Below are 22,501 nucleotides of genomic sequence, written 5' to 3'. Positions count from 1 at the left end.
TTTGGTTACTATGGAGAATGTAGAAAAATTAAAAATCGGCATTATTGGTTGTGGCGGTATTGCGCAAGGTAGACATATTCCAGCATTTCAAAATTTAAGTCATCTTGCTGAAATTGTGGCAGTGCAAGACGTCAATCAAACACTAGCAGAAACAGTAGCGGATAGATTCACAATTGGTAAAGTGTTTGAAAGTTATGAAGCTATGTTTGAAAAGGTTGATGCCGTAGCTATTTGCACGCCGAATAAATTTCATGCAGAAATCAGTATTGCTGCTTTAGAAGCAGGGGTTCATGTATTTTGTGAGAAACCAATGGCGATGAATCAAATAGAGAGCGAACAGATGGTTAAAGCTGCTAAGCGTGCTGGCAAATTATTGGCAATAGGCTATCACTATCGATTTACGGATGCTGCAATTACCGCAAAAAATGCTGTAGATGAGGGTGTGGTTGGTGATGCACTCGTCACACGTGTACAAGCTTTACGTAGGAGAAAAGTACCAGGTTGGGGTGTGTTTACGAATAAAACATTGCAAGGTGGCGGCAGCCTAATTGATTATGGATGCCACTTGTTAGATTTGTCATTGTGGTTATTAAAAGATGTCGAACCCGTTGAAGTGATTGGCAAAACATATAACAGACTAAGTAAAACGCCGAATCAAATCAATGATTGGGGAGAATTTGATCATGAAACGTTTGATGTAGATGATCATGTCACGAGCTTTATTACTTTTGAAGACCATTCAACGATGCAATTTGAATGTTCTTGGTCAGCAAATATTAAAGAAGATACAAAGCATATAAGCATTTCAGGGGTAGACGGTGGCTTAAGTTTATATCCTTTTGAAATTTACCAACCAAGGTTTGGCACATTTTTTACAGAACAAGCTGGTGCGGCACATGATGAAGAAATTGCAGCTCAGAGACAAGCGCTTAATTTTGTGAACAGTTGTCTAGGCCATGAAGCGTTAGTCGTGCAACCTGAACAAGCGCAAAAAATTAATATATTAATAGATGCAATATATCAAAGCAGCACAGAAGGACATAGTATTCGATTGTAATGTTTTAAAATTTTGAGGAGGGTTTAATTTATGAAAATTGGTGTGTTCTCAGTATTATTTCAAGATAAAAAATTTGAAGAAATGTTGGACTATGTAGCCGATGCGGGTGTTGACATGATTGAATTAGGTACTGGAGGTAATCCAGGTAATCAATTTTTCCCTTTAGATGAATTATTAGAAGATGAAAGTAAAAGAGCTGAATATTTAGAGCAAATACATCAACGTGGTTTAGGCATTAGTGCTTTTAGCTGTCACAATAATCCAATTTCACCAAATCAAGATCATGCACAAGATGCACATGATACTTTGTTTAAAACAATAAAATTAGCGGCATTATTAAATGTGCCAGTGGTTAATACTTTTTCAGGCGTAGCTGGCTCAGATGAAACAGCAAAATATCCTAATTGGCCAGTAACGCCATGGCCGACAGCCTATTCTGAAATATTAGAGTGGCAATGGGAAGAAAAACTAATTCCTTATTGGAAAAAAGCAGCACAATACGCAAAAGAACAAGGTGTCAAAATTGCGATTGAACTACATGCAGGCTTTTTAGTACATACACCTTATACGTTGTTGAAATTAAGAGCAGCAACAAATGATGCGATTGGTGCTAACTTAGATCCTAGTCATTTGTGGTGGCAAGGTATCGATCCAGTTGCAGCGATTAAAATTTTAGGTCGTGAAAATGCCATTCATCATTTTCATGCTAAAGACACATACATTGATCAAGAAAATGTAAATATGTATGGTTTAACGGATATGCAACCTTATGGCAATGTACAAACGCGTGCCTGGACGTTTAGAACTGTAGGCTATGGTCATAACCCACAAGTATGGGGAGAAATCATTAGCGCATTGAGAATCAATGGCTATGATGATGTCGTAAGTATCGAACATGAAGATCCGATTATGTCGATTGAAGAAGGCTTTACTAAAGCAGTAAATAATTTGAAATCAGTAAATATAGAAAATCCAGCACCAGATTTATGGTGGACTTAAAAGTCGATGAAGTGAGCTTAGTATGCGAATATAAAAGCATATACTAAGTTCACTTTTTTATTTATAAGACAACTTGAATCAAGTCATGATAGGCAAACAGTATAATTAAAAACTTGAAATTTCCGCTAAAAAGAGTAAAATAATTAGAGTTGTAAATACAAAAAAATCGCGAATGCGTGCACATATACATATTAAATCAGTATTGAATTTTTGAGTCTGTATATTATTAGAAAGGTGAGGGTGTAGTTGCAAAACAAGTTTCTGATTTGTGATGATTGTCAGGGTGTGGATTGTAAATCATTAGAAAAAAAGCTGACGAAATTAGACCCTGAAGCTGAAATAGAGATTGGCTGTCAGTCCTATTGTGGGCCAGGTAGACGAAAAACATTTGCATTTGTTAATAACCGCCCACTCGCTGCACTAACAGAAGAAGAACTCATGGAGAAAGTAATGAAACAGTTACAAAAACCGAGAGATCCAGAAGAAGAAGAACGTTTGAGACAGCGTAATGAACTGCGTAAACGCCGTAAAGAAGAGCAAGATAGAAAACTGAAAGAGAAACTCGCACAGCGAAAAAGTGCGAAATAACATATAGATGTAGTGTTTATAGTGACACTATTTGAAAGTGGATCGGCAGTGGTGAGACTTAGGAATTTAAGTTTCACTGCTGTTTTTTTATTTTTTATGGAAATATATGTTGTTCTGGTACGAGCAATTTATTTAATATATTAGAATTATCATGATAAATTCTATAAAGATAGTATTATATTTAGTTCATTTGTTGATAAAAGTAATGAAATGATTTAAAAATACAATTTCTTTATGAAACTACTCATAAAATGAGCTAAAAAGGGTAAATACAAATTATGAAGTTAGTGAAACAATTAAATTTTAATGGTTATTTGCACATCGATGTTTAGATAACTATTTATTAAGATGTGCATAAGATTGTTCAATATTATTGCGAGGCTAACGAGCATAAATATAGAAATCGTATTTTAAAATACGTGATTCATATTTAATATAAGGAGCTGAAGAAGTTTGGCGGAAAAAGTACAATTAGGTAAATCAGATGTTAAAGTATCACCCATTGCTTTAGGAACGAATGCAGTAGGGGGTCATAACTTTTATAATAATTTAGATGAAGAACAAGGGAAAGAAACTGTACGTACAGCAATTAGAAATGATATTAATTTATTAGATACGGCGTTTATCTATGGACCTGAACGTTCAGAAGAACTTGTTGGCGAGACAGTGAAAGAATTTACTAGAGAAGAATTTGCGATAGCTACGAAAGGTGCACATTATTTTGATGAAGACGGAAATGTACAAATCTCTAATGATCCAGAATTCTTAAAAGAACAAGTGGCACAAAGTTTAAAACGTCTACAATTAGACTATATTGATTTGTATTATATTCATTTTCCAGATGAATCAACACCTAAAAATGAAGCAGTTGCAGCTTTAAAAGAATTGAAAGACGAAGGCAAAATCAAAGCCATTGGTGTTTCGAATTTTAGTTTAGAACAATTGAAAGAAGCGAATAAAGATGGCTACGTGGATGTCGTTCAAATGGAATATAATTTATTGAATCGTAAAAATGAAGCGATTTTAGAATATACTTCAGAAAATGATATTACATTTATTCCATATTTCCCATTAGTATCAGGTCTTTTAGCTGGTAAATATACAGAGAACACGAAGTTTGATGATCTTCGTGCTGAAAATCCAGAGTTTCAAGGTGAAAGATATCAAGAAAATTTAGAAAAAGTAGATCAACTCAGAGTGATTGCTGATAATCATAGAGTAGATGTAGTACATGTTGTATTAGCGTATTATCTTACTAAACCATCATTAGATGTGATCATTCCAGGAGCCAAACGACCAAACCAAGTCGTGGATAATTTAATAACCCTTGATTTTAAATTAACAAACGAGGAAATAGAAAAAATAGAACAATTATTTCCAATAGCATAATAATATTACAGTAGATGGACCATGTAGCGTTTATCTACTTTTTATATTTATAAACTTTAAACCTAAAAATATACATAAATAGTATGTTGGAAAAGTACTATTTTTGAGCAAATAATTTAATTTATTAATGTATTTTCATTTATCTGTTTAATAATGACATTATTTAGTGTAGGATTATTAATTAAGTTTACCTAAATAATGAAATGTATAATTATAAAGCTCAACAGATATATTATTAATTTAGTAGTAGAAGGAGATTATTATGATCACAGTTTTATTCGGGGGCAGTCGACCAGAGGGGAATACTGCTCATTTAACTAAGGCGGCCATAGCAGGATACGACTACGAATGGATAGATTTAACACAATATCAATTAAATCCAGTTAGAGATGTAAGACATGATAATAAAGTAATAGAATCATATAATGATGATTATAAAGAGATTATTGATAAAGTATTAGCGAGTGAAACGATTATTATTGCTTCGCCGGTATATTGGTATAGTTTATCGGCATCAGTAAAAGCATTTTTCGATCATTGGTCTGAAACATTAATGGATCCCAATTATAAAAATTTTAAAGAAGAAATGGCAAAAAAAGATTTTAGATTAATCATCGTTGGTGGCGATTTCCCGAAAGTTAAAGGAAAACCATGTATCACTCAAGTGAAATATAGCTTGGAATTTATTGGTGCAACGTTATCAGGTTATATTATTGGTACTGCTGAAAAACCAGGTGATATTGAAAAGGACGTTTACGCATTAAAACGTGCACAAGAATGGCAACAAACATTAGGCGAAAAGTGAATATATAAAAGATAGTTTGAGCAAATGATTTATGTTGTTCAAACTATTTTTAATCTAGATAGATAAAGTATTTTGAATACTAAAATTATGTTATAATGTAGCTATTATTACCTATCTAAATAGGGGGAGAGCAACATGCATAAAGTAAGAAAAGCAACTGCAGAAGATGTTGTCAGCATCAGAGATGTAGCAACAAAAGCGTGGTATAATACGTATTTAAATATTTACGCAGCTAAGACAGTAAATGAATTATTGGCTGCTTCATATAATGAACAACATTTACTTAAACGTTTAGAAGATCAATTGTTTTTAGTAGTTGAAGAAGACGAAAATATTATTGGTTTCGCTATATTTATTTATGGTACTGAATTATTCTTGTCTGCACATTATGTGAGTCCATCATGGCAACACCATGGTTATGGTTCTAATCTATTGTCTGAAGGCATTCGCTATTTTAAAGATGATTATAATGAAGTTTATTTAGAAGTAGATAATAAAAATGATGAGGCTATGACATTCTATCAACAAAAAGGTTTTGAAAAAGTACGCTCATACACACATGTAATGTACGGTGAAGCAATGGACTTAGCGTTGTTACGTAAGCCATTAAAATAATCTGCAAAGTATAGGGTATGAACAGGAGGACTACATTGACATTTACAACTTATGCTACACAAAAGTTACCTGAAGAAAAAGTTTTTAAAGACCCGATTCATAGGTACATTCATGTCAGAGATCAAGTGGTTTGGGATTTAATCAAGACGAAAGAATTTCAACGCTTACGTCGTATTAAACAATTAGGCACTTTATATTTATCATTCCATACGGCAGAACATAGTAGGTTTGGGCATTCGCTCGGTGTATATGAAATTGTACGGAGATTGATTGATGATTCATTTGATGGTCGCGAAGCGTGGAATAATGATGACAGACCGTTAGCATTATGTGCTGCATTGTTACATGATTTAGGGCATGGGCCATTTTCACATAGTTTTGAAAAAATATTTAACACGGATCATGAAGCATTTACACAAGCGATTATTACAGGACCAACTGAAGTGAATGAAGTATTGAAACGTGTCTCAAATGATTTTCCGCAACAAGTTGCAGATGTAATTAATAAAACGCATGAGAATAAATTAGTAATTTCTATGATCTCGTCACAAATTGATGCAGATAGAATGGATTATTTACAACGTGATGCTTATTTTACAGGTGTATCCTACGGTCAGTTTGATATGGAACGTATTTTAAGATTAATGCGCCCGTCTAAAGATGAAGTGCTTATTAAAGAAAGTGGTATGCACGCAGTAGAAAACTTTATTATGAGCCGTTACCAAATGTATTGGCAAATTTATTTCCACCCAGTAAGTCGAGGTGGGGAAGTATTATTAAATAATTGTTTGAAACGTGCGAAGCAGTTATATGAGGAAGGCTATACATTTAAGATGCATCCTACAGATTTCATACCGTTCTTTGAAGAATCCATGACAATTGAACAATACGTAGATTTAGATGAAGCGGTGGTATTGTATTATTTGAAAGCATGGGTGAAAGAAGATGATGAGATTCTAAGTGATTTATCTCGTCGTTTTATTAATCGCGACTTATTTAAATACATGCCGTTTGACGGTTCGATTATTACAATTACAGAATTAACCGATTTGTTTATACAAGCAGGTATAGATCCAAATTATTATTTTGTAAGCGAATCGTTCTCGGATTTACCATACGATTATGATAGACCAGGATCAGATAGACAACCTATTCATTTATTGCGCCGTAATGGTAAAATACGTGAAATTAGTAGTCAGTCATTAATCATTCATAGTATTACTGGTATAAACAGAGAGGATTATAAATTATATTATCCTAAAGAGTTTATTACTGAAATTGAAGATGAAAATATAAGCAATGCGATTATCAGTATTTTGAATGAATTAAATTAGCGATTAACCAATACGAGTAAAGTGTTGGCAATGGAATGATCGTATTGAATACAACTTTTAAAAACCATTTAAGTATACATGAGGCGTATTGTGGTTTTAAAATAGAGCTTAGATATTACAAGTAATTATGAAACTTATTTTATGGGAGGTGTTTGCTAGTGGCTGAAAGCAAAGGTTTTAAATTTAACATCATTAAGAATGACCCACTAGATGGACATAAAGGTACGAATATCGGTTCAATCAGTTTAGATAACGTAGCGCCTGTCTTTATCGATGTTCAAAATAAGGAAGCCTTTATTGATATTGGTGGTATGCATGCGCGCGCAAGTGTCGAAAAAGGTGTTAAGTGGATAAAAGAAAAAGAAGTCGTTGAAGGTGAAGATGCTAAAGAGTATTGGTTGTGCTGGGTTACGACTGAACGAGGCGAAAACGGTCCCTACTATGCAGGTGTTACAGGCTGTTATTTAATGGTGAACAAAAGTATTCGTAGAGGATATAAAAGCATGCCTGAACATGTCAACATGATGGATAAATCTATGAAACGTCAAATAGAAATTGAACACATCGGTGAAGAAAACAAACAAGTTTTAAAAGATTTTCTGAAAGCACATGACATTGAGATGTGGAATAATTCTGAACAAGCTTTGCATGACGCATTAGACACTAAGTAAATTTAATGTAAGTAACATCTAAGACATTTTGGTTTTAGATAAAGTAGACAGCCGAATTGTTTGAATTCTGGCTGTTTTTATTATGTAAAAGCAACTGAATTGTAAGTGTTGCATGTAAAATCTAATCAGCTATTTTTATATTACTGTTGACTTCGGCATGTGAAAAGAAATTTTATATTTTCAGTTAGTATGAAATTAACGTTTTGAAAATTGTTTTCGCAACTGTATTGCTTATTTCAAGTATGCTATAATTGTTTGTATTATTTTAAAGATTAGGGTGAAACGCACATTGGAAAACAATGTTAATATCCAGACGAAACAAATTGTTAAACAATTTGATAATAAAGAGAAATTTTCGCAAAAGACACAAGGATCTTGGCAAAAACGCAATGCTGAATTTATCCGATATCAAGAAGAAATTAATGATGTTACTGTAAATGTGACGGTGAAAATTGAGGAGTCAGGTGTCAAAATCATTCGCAACGGTGAAATTAAAATGATTCTTCATTTCGTTGAAGGTGAAGATACGATTACTTTATATGAAATTAGTGGCGGACGCATCCCACTAACAGTACGCACACATTCCATTTTACATTTTGTTACGCCTGATGGTGGCAAATTGAAAGTACATTATGATTTAATTCAAGATGAAGAGAAAATGGGATCTTATCAATATGAAATTACTTATAAGGAGACACCATAATGAACATAATTGATCAAGTCAAACAAACGTTGGTTGAAGAAATTAAAAACAGTATTCAACAAGCACAACTTGCTGATACAACTGAAATTCCAGAAATCAAAATAGAAATTCCTAAAGATAAAAGTAACGGTGACTATTCAACAAATATTGCAATGGTCTTAACAAAAATAGCAAAACGTAATCCACGTGAAATCGCACAAGCTATTGTAGATAATTTAGATACAACAAAAGCTAAAGTAGAAAAAGTAGCTATCGCAGGACCTGGATTTATTAATTTTTATTTAGACAATTCGTACTTAACTGCAATCATTTCTGAAGCAATGGATAAAGGTGACAAATTTGGCCATACTGAAGAAGCTAATGGTAAAAGTATCTTAGTAGAGTATGTTTCTGCAAATCCAACAGGTGATCTACATATTGGACATGCGCGTAATGCAGCAGTTGGAGATACATTGTCAAATATCTTAGAAGCAGCAGGCTATCAAGTAACAAGAGAATACTATATCAACGATGCTGGTAATCAGATTACGAATTTGGCGCGCTCCATTGAAGCACGTTATTTTGAAGCGCTTGGTGATGATTCTTTTGAAATGCCAGAAGGTGGATACCACGGCAAGGATATCATTAATATCGGTAAAGATTTAGCTGATAAACAACCTGAGTTAAAAGACCTTTCAGAGGACGAACGTATAAAAACATTCAGACAACTCGGTGTCGATTATGAAATGGAAAAATTAAGAACAGACCTGTCTGATTTCAATACGCACTTTGACAGTTGGTTTAGTGAAACATCTTTATACGAAAAAGGCGAAATTAAAAAAGTTTTAGATAAAATGACAGAACTTGGTTATACGTATGAACAAGATGGTGCAACGTGGTTACGTACGACTGATTTCAAAGATGATAAAGATAGAGTATTAATCAAGAAAGACGGCAACTACACGTACTTCTTGCCAGATATCGCTTATCATTTTGATAAAATTGAACGTGGCAACGATGTATTAATCAACTTATTTGGCGCTGACCATCACGGTTATATCAACCGTTTGAAAGCATCGTTAGAAACATTCGGTGTAGAAAATGACCGCCTTGAAATCCAAATTATGCAAATGGTTCGATTAATGCAAGATGGACAAGAAGTGAAAATGAGTAAACGTACAGGTAATGCAATTACGTTACGTGAAATTATGGATGAAGTTGGCGTAGATGCTGCGCGTTATTTCTTAACAATGCGTAGTCCGGATACACATTTTGACTTTGATATGGAACTTGCGAAACAAGAATCTCAAGACAATCCAGTGTATTATGCACAGTATGCACATGCACGTATTTGTTCGATTTTGAAACAAGCTGAAGAAAGAGGCATTAAACCTTCAAAAGAAGCGGATTATTCATATATTACAAATGCAAAAGCAATCGACTTATTGAAAAAAGTAGCCGAATTCGAAACAATGATTGAAAGCTCAGCAGTTCAAAGAGCACCTCATAGAATTACGAATTATATTCAAGAGTTAGCTTCTCACTTCCATAAATTCTATAATGCGGAAAAAGTATTAACAGATGATGTTGAAAAGACAACAGCGTTAATCGCACTTATTAATGCAGTCAAAATCACAATGCATAATGCATTAGATTTAGTCGGTGTTAATGCACCAGAATCTATGTAAGTAAAAGTCTAAAGTGATAAGATTTGATTAACGAGAGTGAGTAATAGATTTGTATGGATCAGATAGTGTAACAACTTATCCAATAACAAATCGTTGCTCGCTCTTTTTTTATAAATGAACTACGAGCAATTACAAAACTTAAAATTGAAGAGAGGTGGATATATGATGTTGGATACAAAAACGTTATATCAACTACTATATGAGCATATGGGTCCTCAGGGCTGGTGGCCGGCAGAATCAAAAATAGAAGTTATGTTGGGCGCGATTCTCGTTCAGAATACGAATTGGCGAAATGCAGCATATGCAATTGAATCTTTAAAGCAAGCAACACATCTAAAACCACATCACATCTTGAATTTAAAGTTAGAAACGTTACAAGTATTAATTAGGTCGAGTGGGTTTTATAAAAACAAGGCACAAACCATACTCTCTTTATTAACTTGGTTGGAGCACCACGATTTTGATTATCAGGAGATTAATCATCGTTATAAACAAGACTTGAGAAAGACGTTGTTAGAAATTAAAGGTATTGGTAGTGAGACAGCTGATGTACTTATCGTATATATCTTTGGAGGTGTTGAGTTTATAGCAGACAGTTATTCTAGAAGACTATATCGAAAATTAGGATATACGCAAACTGACAGCTACGAACAATTAAAGCGACATATTAAATTACCAGATGACTTTTCAAATCAAGATGCTAACGAATTCCACGCATTGCTAGATAATTTTGGTAAAAATTATTTTAACGGTAAAATAAACTCAAAATATACATTTTTAGATGCTTATTTTGAAAATGAAACAAGTGGTTGACCTTCACGTAACGTAATACTACATACTGCGTTATAGGAGGCGAGATAATTGAAACAACAATTTAGTCCGAAAGACATCGCACATATTACTGGTGTAAGTACGCGCACATTGCATTACTACCATGAAATAGGTCTGTTAATACCCAATCAAGTTTATGAGCAAGGCTATAGGTCATATAACATGGAAAATCTAACGAAACTGCAGCATATTTTATTTTTAAGAGCGCTAGAATTAACATTAGAAGAAATAAAACAATATTTTGAAGGCACTATCAATGAAAAGAATAAAATACTCGGTACACGTTATGAAATTGTTTTAGATAAACGTAATCAATTCAATCGTATTTTGGAGAAAGTAGATGAATATTTTAAAAATCATAGTCATGAAGCGCTAGATATAGAAGACTTCAGTGGATTTGATTTAACCAGTCAGTATGAGCGTGAAGCATACAACAAATATAAAGATTCTAATTATTATAAAGCATTTGAACAAAGTAACGCTCGAAAGCATAAACATCAGCAGCAATCGAATAATGACAAAATTAAAACACAACTTGAAGGTTTTTTTGATAAAATGAACCAGTTGCAAAATGAGGGCATCACACCTAATCAAGCAGCTGACAATATAGAAGCATTTAAACGTATTTTATCGATGCAAGTGACTAATTGTGATAACCAATTTATTGAATATATGGCACTTACGTATGAGCAAGATGAACGATTTATAAAAAATATTAACAAAAATCGTAACGATGATTTCCATCACTATTTGATTCAAACAATGCGTATATTTGTTAATAAAGAAGATAATTCAAATTAAATTTGTATGCCGTTGAATTTGTTTATAACATATGACACAAATGCTTAACTAGACGAGGCTGGGACATAAATACATGTCTCAGCCTCAACCATTTTATTGGTTTTACACTCAAATGTGAATTTATAGAAAAAAATTAGCATTGATAATTAAAATTGAGCTAAATTTTGATATGATAAAGAAAAGTATGAACTAGGAGATTACGACGTGAAAAGACCTTATAAAATTTTTTATCTTTTTATTGTTTTAGTATTTTTATTAGCAGCTTGTGGGACAAACGAAGAGCAATCTAAAGAGAAAGCACAGAATTCGGACAAACGTTCTTACGACAGAATTATATCATTGATGCCGAGTAATACTGAGATATTGTATGAATTAGGATTAGGAAATAATATCGTGGGTGTCTCGACTGTGGATGACTATCCGAAAGAAGTTAAAGATAAGCAGCAGTTTGATGCAATGAAATTAAATAAAGAATCCTTATTAAAAGCAAAACCAGATTTAATTTTAGCGCATGAATCACAGAAAACAACAAGTGGTGACATATTAAATACGCTTAAAGATAGTGGCGTTAAAGTAGTCTATGTGAAAGATGCACAATCACTTACCGAAATGTATAATACCTTTAATCAAATTGGTAAGGTGACTGGTAAAGAGGATGAGGCTAATGCGCTCATTAAAGAGACAAAACAAAATATTAAAGAAGTGAAAGCATCAGTACCGAAAGATGCTAAACCACAAAAGGTGTTTATGGAAGTCTCTTCCGAACCAGAAATATATACAGCAGGTAAACACACATTTTTTGATGATATGTTGAACCAATTAAACGCAACGAATAGTTTTTCGAATTTAGAGGGTTGGCAAAAAGTAAGTAAAGAAGCAATTATTAAGAAAAATCCAGATGTTATGATTTCGACAATGGGTATCTCTAAAGCCGAATACCAAAAAGCGTTGAACCATCGTGGCGGATTCAGTGACATAAAAGCAGTGCAACACAATCATGTTGAAGCTGTGAATGGCGATCAAATTTCACGTCCAGGGCCACGTATTGATGATGGACTAAAAGCTTTGAAAGAAGCCATTTACAAATAATAGGTATCCGCGCATTATCCATATAGTCGTACAATCTTGTACTTATGAAATTCCAGTTGTTTATTTGGAGAGGTGTAGTGTTAAGCCTAAACAGATGGTATTGTAATAATTGAAAGATTTCATTGAAAGCGTGGCAAAAAAATGAAGTACTATAAATCAATCATAATATGGCTAACAGTACTCATTGCTAGCATATTGCTAAGTTTATTATGGAGTATTGGGGACATCAGTGACGCATTGACTCAAACGATTCTCTTTCAAGTTAGAATACCAAGAACACTACAAGCTTTGCTTGCAGGTATTGGCTTGACACTTGCTGGCCATATGTTTCAAACATTATTGAATAATCCATTAGCGGATAGTTTCACATTAGGATTAGCGAGTGGTGCAACATTTGGGTCAGGCTTGGCTGTCGTCTTAGGCATGTCATTTATATGGTTACCGATCTTTTCAGTTGCATTTAGTATTATTACATTGGTTTTAGTCCTTGCTCTAACGATGGCGATGTCGAGAGGTTATCCGATTAGAACATTGATATTATCAGGTATTATGATAGGTGCTTTATTTAACGCCTTTCTATATATACTCATTATATTTAATCAAAATAAAATGAATAATATTGTCAATTATATGTTTGGTGGATTCTCTTCAGCTGAATATAACGAAGTGGTATACATTGGCACAGTGTTACTCATTGGTGTTATTATTTTATTAAGCATGATTTCTAAAATTAAAATATTACAACTTGGCGATTTACGGGCCAAATCATTAGGTTTAAATGTTCAAAGTATGACATATAGCGTGCTGTTGATTGCTTCAATTTTAACTGCAGTAATCGTTGCTTATGTTGGTGTTATTGGCTTTATTGGTATGGTTATACCCCAACTTGTACGGCGACACAGTGGACATTATGATTTAGGACAACAAATGATACTTAATATGATTATTGGTGGTACAATTATGGTGCTTTCAGATTGGTTGGGCAGTGTTGTTTTAGAACCATTCCAAGTACCTGCAAGTATTATACTGGCTTTACTGGGTATTCCAGTATTATTCTATATCATGATTACACAACCACGTATGTATGAATAGTGAAGTATAAATAGATGAATATATGCTGCTAAGCATGAATTAAAGTAAAAGTTTGAATTAAAGAGGTAATGATGATGGACTTAACACAAGTAAAAGCGGTCGTCTTTGATTTAGAAGGTACACTGTTAGATCGAAAAAAATCTCGCGAAAAATTTATTGAAGAACAGTATGAAAGATTTCATGACTATTTAGTACGTATACAACTTGCAGATTTCAAGAAAAAATTTATAGAATTAGATGATGATGAAGATCATGATAAACCAGAATTATACAAAGCAATTATTAAAGATTTTCACGTTGATCGCTTAACATGGAAAGACCTATTTAATGATTTTGAAATGCACTTTTATCGTTATGTATTTCCTTATTATGACACACTTTATACACTTGAAAAGCTAACAAGTAATGGCTATCTCACGGGTGTAATCGCAAATGGAAAGTCGAAAATCAAACAATTCCGAATGCATACTTTAGGTGTAGAAGATGCGATTAATTATTTGTCTACATCTGAAACAGTAGGCTACCGTAAACCACATCCTAAGATATTTGAAGATATGTTATCCCAACTAGGGACAAAACCAGAAGAAACGATGTATGTGGGTGATGATCCATTGAATGATGTTGCACCTGCGAGAGCGATGGGAATGATCAGCGTTTGGTTTAAGGAAGATGATGAGGTTGAAGTAGAACCATTACCAGAAGAAATAGATTTTACAATTAGGAGCACTGAAGAATTATTAACAATATTATCTATAGCGAAGAAAGGAAGATAATCAATGAATTTATTTACAACAAAAGATGGCGTCGCTTTGAATTACAGAACAAGTGGTGAGGGCAATGCTATTGTTATGATACACACTGCCTTAGATAATTTATCTATATACAAGGAGATTGAAAATGCTTTCAATAAAACGCATCAAGTTGTGCTTATTGATTTAAGAGGTCATGGTTATTCAGATAAACCAAATGCTATTGAATTTAAAACATATGCAGAAGATATTAAAGCGTTATTAGATTATTTATATATTCCAGAATGTGCAGTAATTGGTCATGAGTTAGGCGGCTCAGTTGCAGCCTCATTTGTTGCTCAATATCCAGAGATGACAACGACACTGACATTAGTGAATCCAACGCTACTTAACGAAATAACACCTGAAGAACGTTTGTATCGCAAATATTCGGATACAGTACGTAATTGGGAACAAGAAGCGCAACAAAAGTTTTTTGACAAGCATTTATATTATTCAAAATGCGCAGCTAAAAAAGTTTTAAAACAAGTAGACGATACCAATGCAATTGCTACGAACGCTGAATTACAGGCAGTGAAGGAATCATTTAACAATAATCATATTATGCATTATTTAGGAAAAATTCATTTACCAACTTTAATTATCGCTGGACAGCATGGCGAAAGAACAACCGTTGTAGAAGCTAAAGAAGTGGGCGACTATATTGGAGATGTTTCGTTTGAAGTGTTCGAAAAATCAGGTTTATATCCGTTTATAGAACAAAAAGAAAAATTCCTGGACGTTGTAAGAGATTTTATTAAAACAAATGAAAAAACAAAAATATAGTATAGCCTGTATTTATATTACGAAATGATATGAATATGTAATCTTTTTGTAACATCCCTGTTAATTACGTAATATTTATAGTACACTGTTGATGAGCACAAAATAACTTATAAATAGAAGGAGAGAGTGCTTATGAAAAAAATATTTGCGGCAGTTTTAGTTTCAGGGTTAGCGTTTTCTGGAATTGGTGCAGGTAGTGTGGATGCGGCTTCAGGTAACTCTATCCAAAATGTTAAGGCATTGCAAGAAGGAGATACAACATTAGAAGGTGCAACACTAGGCGAGTCTATTCAAAGTGTATTGAAAAATAACAATACACCAGTCTATTCTCATCGACCTGATGACAATGAACATTATTATGAATTTAAAAAAGAGAATGGTGTACTTATTGTAACTACTGACGGTAAGAAAAATGAAGGCGAAATTACTCGTGTTTCTATGAGTTATAATGATACTGATGGCCCAGCTTATGATGAAGTTAAAAATGAAGTCAGCAAAGATGCGGTCGCACGTGAGCATTATAATAACGTAACTGGTAATTTTGGTTATGTGCAAGATGATGAAGCTTCATATCAATTCAGCTCGTCATCTCCAAGTGATAAAAACATCAAACTTTATCGTATAGATATTGGTGAATAAGTATTACTTGTAGCATTTAAAAGAATAATTTGACCGGCAAGTGTGAAACTATATACTTGTCGGTTATTTTATTGTTAAAATAAGTGTAAGTATGAGATTATAAATTAAATTATAATAGTTATAGTTCAAATATTATTAAAGGAGCTTGTCATGAGAGTTAACGACAAAGTACTAGTGGAAAACATTAATGATTATTTCACTCATAAAGGTCTTTCTCCAAATTTAATAGATGATATTAAAGTGAAATTGAAAAAAGATTTTCAGAAATCTGAAGAAAAAGATGAAGATTATATTGAATATAGAAAAAAATCACCTGCTGAAGTGATTTTGACGATACAACGTAATTTATTTACATTACAATTGAATCCTATTGTGTTTTTTATACTTAATTTTATATTGTTATCGTATTTATATGATAAACAATTTGTGCCATTCCAAGCAGCAACAGGATTGTCTATCTTTTATTGTTTAATTATCTTACCAATTTCGATTTTTATATATTTGCGTATTGATTGGAAAAATTATCTTTATAGTAATAAAGTCGAAAGAATAATAGGATTAGTAGTGGCAGGGGTGTCCTTTATTCTCATTATTGCACACGCGTTTAATATGAATTTAGGCATCGTAGCAGTGACAGTATATGGACATCAAGCCGTCTTTTTTGTAGGTATTATATTTAGTATTGCAGGTCTTTATTTTAGAAGATTAGAATTTACTGGTATTGGTTTACTACTTTGTCAAAAAACAATAGACGCTATGATTAGCAGTCCTGAAATTGCTCAAATTGGATCCATCGTTATTTGGTTCTTGCTATTAATTGTTATTATTTATTACACAATTCGTATTTCATCTAGAAATTAAAGTGAAAATAGTATATATGAATATATTTTTAGAGCTCTCTTCAAGACGTTAACTGAAATCCTTCGTTAACTTGAAGGGAGTTTTTTATTAGTTGGCACAGAAAAAAATAATAAATTAATAAACGATATATTCTGACAAAAACAAAAATAATAGCGTAATAAACATGAAATAAGGGTATATTACTTCTGTAAAGGGAGGTGGCCCATAATGATAAAAATCGAAACAAGTTGTAACAACGAGATAGCATATATCCGTGAGGGTCAAGGTTTTCCTGTTATATTAATACATGGACTAGATAGCAATATGGCTTCTTTATATAACTTGAAAGATGCATTGAAAAATAAATTTGATGTTATTGTTTATGATGTGAGAGGGCATGGTAAATCTTCCAAGCCGAACTCCTTTAATTTAGAAGATCATGTTGAAGATTTAAAAATATTAATGAAAAAATTAGATGTTGAAGTAGCACATTTAATTGGACATGATATGGGTGGCTTAATAGCTAAAAATTTTACTAATAAATATGAATCAATGGTGGCATCATTAACTTTAATTGCATCTAATCTGATAGATAGTGTACACGGGTTAAATAAACTAATGATAGAACATCAAGACGAAATAGAAGGCTTTGATAAATCTGAAGCACTTATTCTACTATTACCGTATATGTATAAAGACCAGGAAAAAGCGAAAAAATGGTTTCAAAACCAGCTCATTTATAGTAGACAATCAGCCGAAGATAGTGCTGTTGCGACAAGAGCTTTAATGGGATTTCCAGTTTTTAATAAAGATGTTGAGATTAAACATGTTAATGTACCAACTTTGCTAGTTAATGGGAAATATGATCCTTTATTTATGGGGGAATCAACGAATAGATACGATCATGCGTTTCAAACTTTAACTATTTTAGAATTTAACCAATCCGGTCATGCGCCGCATATTGAAGAACCCGAGCATTTTGTGGAAGTGTATTTAGATTTTATTAGCACTTTGAAATATCAAAAGAATGATTTAGTATAAATGCGTCTTGCAAAGTCGTTTTAAAATACGCGTTGTTATTTTATATAGCATAGATACTGCAATGCTTTTATTTCTTTATGAAATACTGTTGATATATGTCTCAGGACTTTATCAACGGTATTTTTACTATTTGTAAGGAATGAAGATTTTGAAGATGTGTTGGTAACATGCAAAAGGCAAGTACATATAAAAAAGGGATTTTCCAATATATTGGAAAATCCCTTTAAAAAATAAGTTGAATATACTATAGAAACTTGCTTGATTGTAGAAATTTAAAGTAACTTAAACTTCTTTTTCGTCGTTAGCTTCTTTAATACGATTATTAACGCGAGTTAATAATTCATTTATTTTTTTACGTTGTTTAGTGTTAACTAAGATTAATACAGTTCTTTCATCTTGTTCGTTACGTTTCTTATCAAAATAATCTTCTTGAGATAAGTTTTTAACAGCTTTAACAACTTGTGGTTGTTTGTAATTCAAGTGATTAATGATATCTTTTAAATAATATTCTTCACTTTCATGCTCGCTAATGTATGTTAATACAGCGAACTCCTCGAAACTTACTGAAAATTCTTTTTTGATAATACCTTTTAGTTTGTCAGCGTATGTGACCATAGCTAATAATTCAAAGCAATCATTGATTTTGGTGATAGCCATCCTAATTCCTCCCTATTCTAAATGCCCAATCAAATATACATATTAATAATTTTTTTGTATGATTATTTGTCTTAATTCAAAGTTAAATACAAAGTGTTTGTCATAATTTGTGGCTCGATTATATTTAAGTGAAATATATTAAAACCACTATTATTTAGTTTATTATAACTAAATAAAAATAGAAAGTAAACAAAAACATGTTTAAGCGTTACGTTAATGATTTCTATTATTAATTCAATTCTTTAAATACCAATACGCTAATCAAAATTTATTTTTCTATTTTTCAATTTACCTTCATATGATAAAAAGGCTAAATAATCTCAATGGATTTTAAAATGATAACTTTTTATAACGTGTACGTCTAATTTTCGGACAGCACTGTATCAGCATTTCTAGCTATGACATCTCCTTGATTTAAACCTTCAAGAATTAGTACATCTTTGTTATTACCCGAATTTTGTGTTTTAATAACCCGTTTTATAAATTTTTTATTTCTTTGTATGAAAACAAATTGCTTATCATGTATTGCTGTTTTGGGAATTTCAATGATGTGATTAGATATTTCTACTTTGAAATGCTTACCTAAAACAGCGTTAGAATTTGAATTTATCTCAATTAAATATTTGGAATTTTTAGTTGATTTGTCTATATCTATTGGGAAATTAGAAATATAAGTCACTTCACCGTCAAATGTTTGCTGATTATTGTCTTTAATAGAAACTTTGTCTTTTAAATGAAGCTTATCAATAAGGAATTCATCAATTTCAGCTTTGATTATTGTAGTAGGATCATAAATTTGCATAACAGGAGATTTAGTTTGATTAGGCCATGATTTATTAATATGGACGATGCCAGTCGCTGGAGCATAAACTTTAATACGAAGTCGTTCTTGGAGTTGTGAGATTTGATTTTGTAAGCGTAATACTTCTGAATGTATCAGGGGAGTGGAAGATTTATTGTTTTGTTTTAATTGTGCAAGGTATTTTTGCTTACTATTAATTTGTTGCTCAATACGTGGATTGTAATATTCAAATAGAGGTTGGTTTTTTTCTATTTTGTCATGTGACTTAACAAACCAATCGTTAATATAACCTTTATGGGGCTCATAATGAACTGGAAATCGTTGCGCAGGTTCTTGTTTTCCTATAAAGGTATAGGGTTTATTATAGGTTATTTTCAAAGTATCAATAGGATGCTCTGGTTTACTTGTGGCTATTTTAATTTTGAAATAGTAAAAACTTAGGGCGCCGATACTACAAAGTATTATCAACAGAGTAAATAAAACAATGATTTTCTTCAATGATGTCACCTCTTGATGTATTGATGATTTGATTATACAGCGAAAAGCAGGGGTTTTGTTATAAAAAAAAGAAGTCATTTACTAAATGTTAAAAGTAAATGACTCGAGAGAACAATTTTTTAAAATAATCTCAATAAAATGATACCAATCATTATGGCAATAATACCGAAAACTTTTCTCTTAGTGATTTTATTTTTATAGGTACCCAGCAAACCGAAATGATCTATGATAATACCCATTAACATTTGACCTAGCATAACAATAATTGTAGTCAATGCAGCGCCAAGGTGAGGCATTAAAATAATATTCGTGGTCACAAATATCACACCTAAGATACCACCGATAAAGTAAATAGGCTTAAGACGTCCTTCTTTAGGTGTGAAAGTAGTAAGTTTAAGACTTCTATTGAAAATTAAAGTCAAAATAAATAATACGATTGTACCTACTGTGAATGAAATCAGTGAAGCCATTACAGAGGAATTTATTTGTTGACCCAATGCGCTATTAATAGCAGTTTGAATAGGTGGACAGAAACCAAATATAAATCCAATGATTAACCAAATATAAATTGAATTATTTTGATTTTTATCTTTTGGGTTTCTACGAACATAATTCATCAGAATGATACCGAAAATTAAAAAGATAATACCCAGTACTTTAAATACTGTAAAGGCTTCTTTATCAGCTCCGAACCAGCCAAATGTGTCGATTGTTACACCCATAATGATTTGACCAGCTACAGTGAGCACTACAGTAAGGGATGCACCTAAACGCGGTAAAAGGAGTAAGTTTCCAGTTAGGAAAATGACACCAAGCATACCGCCGACAAACCATATGTAACTAAAAGATTGGTTGCTGTAAAATTGTGCAGTAAAGACATGAGGATTCGTTATAAGATTGATTAAAATTAAAAAGATTGTACCTGTAGCAAATGAGATTGTTGACGCATAGAATGAAGACTTTGTATAAAGGCTTAGTCTAGAGTTGATTGAAGTTTGGAATGGTACAACCATACCTGCGATAATCCCAATAATATATAAAAGGAACATTAAATCACGCTTTCTATTAGGATAATTACATTATATAGGAAAGGTTATGTTTTTCCTATGTTTAAATTATTTAAAAGAATATTAGCTTTTTAGTTTATTATGATGTACACAACACAGAAAATATAATAGAATACGTATGTTAATGGTTTTTGGGAAATAAGATTAACAACTATGAAGTAATAATAACTTTATAATAATAATAGCATTTGAAGAAGTGAGTGACTAATTATATTGAAACAGCTTTCCATAATTCGACTAACAGATGAGGAAACTTTTTTTGTTGGAGCAGGAAGTAATGATGGCATTAAGAAAAATCAATTTATAGAAGTGTTGAATCCAAGAAGATCTTATAAAAATTTAGCTCAAATTGTTGAAGTGTATGATAAATATGCAATATGCAAGAAGTTAGGTAAGAAAAAGATATTTTTTGGTGATAAGGTTAGATTGAGAACCTTTAGAAATTAATGGTATAATTGAATAATATTGTGGTTAACTAATGTGCTGTATAAACAGTCAATTTTCTGCATAAAAGGAAGGCCTGAAACGTTTGTTTCAAGCCTTTTTTAGTTAATCATCTAACTCAATAGCTTTATATGAGAATTAACTAATTTTCAAATAGAACGTTGGTTGTCTTATCTATTAATTGGGCACCAAATACTTTTGTGGGGATGCCTGTTTTGGGTCTCAAAATATCAAGCGTGATTAATTTATTCATGCCATCTTTAACTGTACTTTCATTTACTGGATGTTCAATCTTAGGTAGTTGCAATTTGATAGTTTTATTCACAGCATCATTGAAAATAAGTTCTAATGTTTGGGACATCATGTCATTCTCCTCCTTAATTAATTATTTCAGTTTTAATAACTTCTATAGTGTCAAAGTGCTCTCCAGTAATTTGTTCAATAATAGATTTGAAGCTTTTTATTTGTTCGGGTGTTGATTCTGTATTTAAATTTGCGAAATGACGCTTGAACTTTAAAGCTTTTCCATCTTGATCGTACAAAACACGGGATAATGTGACTGCAAGCTGTTTAATTTGATTCATTTGCTTAACCTCCTTTCACTATATATATCGAATAAACATGTTAAAATGGTCAAAATTTTTTTGAGAAATTCGGTTTAAATACTTCCATGTGACATAAATATCATATATCATTAAATAAGAAACATTCAATTTGTTAAGAGGTGAATATATGAATCAAGTGGACCCTATAAGGGATATAAAAGAGATAAAGTCTATGTATGAAGTCTTAAGTAATAAGTCGAAACGAGACTATTTATTATTCAAATTTGCAATACATACTGGTGTTAAACTTTCTGAACTACTAAATCTTAGCGTGTCAGATATAAAAGACGAACACGATGATATTAAACAATATTGGCTAGAGGATCATGCTCCCAATATTCATATTAGATTACCCGACACATTGAGGAATGAGTTAATGATCTTTATTACAGAAGAAGATCTTAAAAATGATGAGCTATTGTTTCGCTCAAATAGAACTTTAAAAGGTTTATCAAGACAACAAGCATATCGTATTATTCATGCCGCTGCTGAAGAGTTAGGCATGTTACATATTGGTTTGACGACGTTAAGAAAGACATTTGCTTATCATGCTTATCAATCTGGTATTTCTATTTCTATTATTCAAAAATATTTAGGTCATCAAACAACTTTTGAAACGATGAAATTCATAGGTATTTCTGCGAAGACAACTAAAACAACAATAGCTTTAAACTTATAAAATATAATTAAGGG

At 32.2% G+C, this 22,501-nt stretch carries 26 protein-coding genes; 21 read left to right on the top strand and 5 right to left on the bottom strand.

The features are described from left to right. Positions 1-10: 10 nt before the first annotated feature. The 19 genes from ACP3TL_RS09385 (at position 11) to ACP3TL_RS09295 (ending at position 17,735) form a co-directional block, all read left to right on the top strand. Positions 11-1,057, top strand: a complete 1,047-nt coding sequence (locus tag ACP3TL_RS09385) for a Gfo/Idh/MocA family protein (protein WP_069832617.1) — start codon at positions 11-13, stop codon at positions 1,055-1,057. Between the two features lie 30 nt (positions 1,058-1,087). Then, positions 1,088-2,056, top strand: a complete 969-nt coding sequence (locus ACP3TL_RS09380; protein ID WP_069832618.1) for a sugar phosphate isomerase/epimerase family protein — start codon at positions 1,088-1,090, stop codon at positions 2,054-2,056. A 246-nt stretch (positions 2,057-2,302) separates the two neighbouring features. After that, a complete protein-coding gene (locus tag ACP3TL_RS09375; RefSeq protein WP_002508430.1) occupies positions 2,303-2,644 on the top strand; it encodes a YuzB family protein in 342 nt (113 codons plus the stop codon). Between the two features lie 453 nt (positions 2,645-3,097). Beyond that, on the top strand, positions 3,098-4,033 hold the full coding sequence (locus tag ACP3TL_RS09370) for an aldo/keto reductase (protein WP_069832619.1): 936 nt from the start codon (positions 3,098-3,100) through the stop codon (positions 4,031-4,033). Positions 4,034-4,295: 262 nt separating this feature from the next. Further along, a complete protein-coding gene (locus ACP3TL_RS09365; RefSeq protein ID WP_069815127.1) occupies positions 4,296-4,838 on the top strand; it encodes a flavodoxin family protein in 543 nt (180 codons plus the stop codon). A gap of 135 nt (positions 4,839-4,973) precedes the next feature. Beyond that, complete coding sequence (locus ACP3TL_RS09360) at positions 4,974-5,453, top strand: GNAT family N-acetyltransferase (protein WP_069815129.1); 480 nt, start codon at positions 4,974-4,976, stop codon at positions 5,451-5,453. A 17-nt stretch (positions 5,454-5,470) separates the two neighbouring features. Beyond that, the gene (locus tag ACP3TL_RS09355) at positions 5,471-6,787 is read left to right on the top strand and encodes an HD domain-containing protein (RefSeq protein WP_176721520.1); all 1,317 of its coding nucleotides are present in this window, start codon (positions 5,471-5,473) and stop codon (positions 6,785-6,787) included. A 158-nt stretch (positions 6,788-6,945) separates the two neighbouring features. Next, a complete protein-coding gene (locus ACP3TL_RS09350; protein ID WP_069815133.1) occupies positions 6,946-7,458 on the top strand; it encodes a YwhD family protein in 513 nt (170 codons plus the stop codon). Positions 7,459-7,747: 289 nt separating this feature from the next. Beyond that, on the top strand, positions 7,748-8,161 hold the full coding sequence (locus ACP3TL_RS09345) for a YwiB family protein (RefSeq protein WP_069832620.1): 414 nt from the start codon (positions 7,748-7,750) through the stop codon (positions 8,159-8,161). Beyond that, positions 8,161-9,828: an arginine--tRNA ligase gene (argS, locus tag ACP3TL_RS09340; RefSeq protein WP_069815136.1), complete on the top strand. Its 1,668-nt coding sequence runs from the start codon at positions 8,161-8,163 to the stop codon at positions 9,826-9,828. The genes ACP3TL_RS09345 and argS overlap by 1 nt, the downstream gene beginning before the upstream one ends. Positions 9,829-9,993: 165 nt before the next feature. Then, complete coding sequence (locus ACP3TL_RS09335; RefSeq protein ID WP_069832622.1) at positions 9,994-10,641, top strand: endonuclease III domain-containing protein; 648 nt, start codon at positions 9,994-9,996, stop codon at positions 10,639-10,641. A 48-nt stretch (positions 10,642-10,689) separates the two neighbouring features. Next, complete coding sequence (locus ACP3TL_RS09330; protein WP_069832623.1) at positions 10,690-11,460, top strand: MerR family transcriptional regulator; 771 nt, start codon at positions 10,690-10,692, stop codon at positions 11,458-11,460. A 204-nt stretch (positions 11,461-11,664) separates the two neighbouring features. Continuing rightward, positions 11,665-12,549 (top strand): ABC transporter substrate-binding protein, encoded by an 885-nt coding sequence (locus ACP3TL_RS09325; protein ID WP_069832624.1) that lies wholly within the window; start codon positions 11,665-11,667, stop codon positions 12,547-12,549. Between the two features lie 141 nt (positions 12,550-12,690). Next, positions 12,691-13,641, top strand: a complete 951-nt coding sequence (locus ACP3TL_RS09320) for a FecCD family ABC transporter permease (protein ID WP_069832625.1) — start codon at positions 12,691-12,693, stop codon at positions 13,639-13,641. Positions 13,642-13,715: 74 nt separating this feature from the next. Next, positions 13,716-14,414, top strand: a complete 699-nt coding sequence (locus ACP3TL_RS09315; RefSeq protein WP_069832626.1) for an HAD family hydrolase — start codon at positions 13,716-13,718, stop codon at positions 14,412-14,414. 3 nt (positions 14,415-14,417) lie between these two features. Beyond that, on the top strand, positions 14,418-15,215 hold the full coding sequence (locus ACP3TL_RS09310; protein ID WP_069832627.1) for an alpha/beta fold hydrolase: 798 nt from the start codon (positions 14,418-14,420) through the stop codon (positions 15,213-15,215). A 132-nt stretch (positions 15,216-15,347) separates the two neighbouring features. Beyond that, positions 15,348-15,854, top strand: a complete 507-nt coding sequence (locus tag ACP3TL_RS09305; RefSeq protein ID WP_069815149.1) for an SA0570 family protein — start codon at positions 15,348-15,350, stop codon at positions 15,852-15,854. 150 nt (positions 15,855-16,004) lie between these two features. Beyond that, positions 16,005-16,715 (top strand): low temperature requirement protein A, encoded by a 711-nt coding sequence (locus ACP3TL_RS09300; RefSeq protein ID WP_069815151.1) that lies wholly within the window; start codon positions 16,005-16,007, stop codon positions 16,713-16,715. A gap of 207 nt (positions 16,716-16,922) precedes the next feature. Next, positions 16,923-17,735 carry an alpha/beta fold hydrolase gene (locus ACP3TL_RS09295; protein ID WP_069832628.1) on the top strand — a complete coding sequence of 271 codons (813 nt, stop codon included), beginning with the start codon at positions 16,923-16,925 and terminating at the stop codon, positions 17,733-17,735. Between the two features lie 282 nt (positions 17,736-18,017). On the opposite strand, the gene sarA is transcribed toward ACP3TL_RS09295, so the two are convergent. The 3 genes from sarA to ACP3TL_RS09280 form a co-directional block, all read right to left on the bottom strand. Continuing rightward, on the bottom strand, positions 18,018-18,392 hold the full coding sequence (gene sarA / locus ACP3TL_RS09290) for a global transcriptional regulator SarA (RefSeq protein WP_057512962.1): 375 nt from the start codon (positions 18,390-18,392) through the stop codon (positions 18,018-18,020). 361 nt (positions 18,393-18,753) lie between these two features. Beyond that, positions 18,754-19,701 carry an efflux RND transporter periplasmic adaptor subunit gene (locus ACP3TL_RS09285; RefSeq protein ID WP_277579876.1) on the bottom strand — a complete coding sequence of 316 codons (948 nt, stop codon included), beginning with the start codon at positions 19,699-19,701 and terminating at the stop codon, positions 18,754-18,756. Positions 19,702-19,811: 110 nt separating this feature from the next. Then, positions 19,812-20,741, bottom strand: coding sequence for a DMT family transporter (locus tag ACP3TL_RS09280; RefSeq protein ID WP_069815157.1), 930 nt, complete (start codon positions 20,739-20,741; stop codon positions 19,812-19,814). A 231-nt stretch (positions 20,742-20,972) separates the two neighbouring features. On the opposite strand from ACP3TL_RS09280, the gene ACP3TL_RS09275 reads away from it, so the two are divergent. Continuing rightward, positions 20,973-21,206 carry a hypothetical protein gene (locus ACP3TL_RS09275; protein WP_069832630.1) on the top strand — a complete coding sequence of 78 codons (234 nt, stop codon included), beginning with the start codon at positions 20,973-20,975 and terminating at the stop codon, positions 21,204-21,206. 139 nt (positions 21,207-21,345) lie between these two features. On the opposite strand, the gene ACP3TL_RS09270 is transcribed toward ACP3TL_RS09275, so the two are convergent. Both ACP3TL_RS09270 and sroA read right to left on the bottom strand, forming a co-directional pair. Next, a complete protein-coding gene (locus ACP3TL_RS09270; RefSeq protein WP_069815340.1) occupies positions 21,346-21,564 on the bottom strand; it encodes a DUF2922 domain-containing protein in 219 nt (72 codons plus the stop codon). 16 nt (positions 21,565-21,580) lie between these two features. After that, positions 21,581-21,787 carry a sigS mRNA-stabilizing protein SroA gene (sroA, locus tag ACP3TL_RS09265; protein ID WP_069815161.1) on the bottom strand — a complete coding sequence of 69 codons (207 nt, stop codon included), beginning with the start codon at positions 21,785-21,787 and terminating at the stop codon, positions 21,581-21,583. Positions 21,788-21,935: 148 nt separating this feature from the next. Between sroA and ACP3TL_RS09260 the strand changes: the two genes are divergently transcribed. After that, positions 21,936-22,487, top strand: a complete 552-nt coding sequence (locus ACP3TL_RS09260; RefSeq protein WP_069832631.1) for a tyrosine-type recombinase/integrase — start codon at positions 21,936-21,938, stop codon at positions 22,485-22,487. Positions 22,488-22,501 lie beyond the last annotated feature (14 nt).

The sequence above is a fragment of the Staphylococcus caseorum genome (genome assembly GCF_049943195.1).
Lineage (GTDB): Bacteria > Bacillota > Bacilli > Staphylococcales > Staphylococcaceae > Staphylococcus > Staphylococcus equorum_A.
The sequence above is the reverse complement of the archived record's forward strand: the minus strand, read 5'-3'. Positions and strand labels throughout refer to the sequence as shown.